Source organism: Luteibacter sp. P4_E6 (assembly GCF_056401535.1).
The window spans coordinates 1-1,035 of record NZ_JBFUJE010000884.1 but is presented as its reverse complement, the minus strand read 5'-3'; the positions used below and the strand labels follow the sequence as shown (position 1 = coordinate 1,035).

The window sequence follows — 1,035 nt, the reverse complement described above, 5'->3', positions numbered from 1 at the left end:
GCATCATTCACGCCACCATCGGCAAGGCCAGCTTCGACGCTGCCCAGCTGGCGGAAAACCTGAACACGCTGGTCGCGGACCTGCTGAAGGCCAAGCCGGCCGCAGCCAAGGGTCAGTACATCCAGCGCGTTTCGGTGTCGAGCACCATGGGCGTGGGCGTGCCGGTCGATACCTCGACCGTGAACACCTCGACCAAGTAATTCGTTTTACGGCCTCCGCCGGGTCTCCCGGCGGAGGAACGTTTTTGAAGGCAGCCCCGGTCGTAAGTCCGGTGCAGCCGTCAAAGACCGTAGGCGCGATCAGCGCGCGACGGCGACGAGCAGGGAGCTCGTGTTGGCATGGAAACGCCGTCGTCGTTAGCGGGATCGCTTAATCGGACGCCTCCACGGGTCTGGCCTGCGTAGATGGTGCTGCCCCTTCTGGTATTCGTTTCGAATCTGGAAAGGCCACCACCCGGGACACTTCGTGTCCCCGACGTCAGGACGATGTCGCCCAGGACCGCAAGCGGCAGGAGTCGCAAGCGGAGTTCAATTGGAGGAGTGCAATGGCTCTCAATCTGTCCCAGAAGCAAGAAGTAGTCGCCGAGCTGGCAGAAATCGCCGCGAAAGCTCACTCCTTGGTCGCCGCCGAGTACGCAGGCACCACGGTCTCTCAGATGACCGCGATGCGTAAGAAGGCTCGTGAGTCCGGTGTTTTCTTGAAAGTTGTCAAGAATACGCTGGCTTCGCGCGCCGTGGCCGGCACCGATTTCGAGGTCGTCCAAGACGCCCTGGTCGGTCCGCTGCTGTATGCGTTCTCGCTCGAAGAGCCCGGTGCTGCCGGGCGCGTGATCAAGGAATTCGCGAAGACCAACGACAAGCTGATCGCGAAGGTCGTGTCCGTGGAAGGCAAGCTGCTTCCCGCCGCCCACGTCGATGTGCTTGCTTCGCTGCCGACCCGTCAGGAAGCGCTTGCCATGCTGGCTCGCGTCCTTATCGAGCCGATCGCGATGTTTGCCCGCGCCGCCAAGGCCGTGGCCGACCAGCAGGGTGGTAG

General features: G+C 62.6%; 1 protein-coding gene and 1 pseudogene. Both read left to right on the top strand.

Annotated elements, in window-relative coordinates:
• Positions 1-200, top strand: a pseudogene (gene rplA / locus AC1DT2_RS24335) (50S ribosomal protein L1); the annotation flags it as partial.
• Positions 201-544: 344 nt separating this feature from the next.
• On the top strand, positions 545-1,035 hold a 491-nt coding region (gene rplJ, locus AC1DT2_RS24330; RefSeq protein ID WP_477299308.1), incomplete at its 3' end, for a 50S ribosomal protein L10.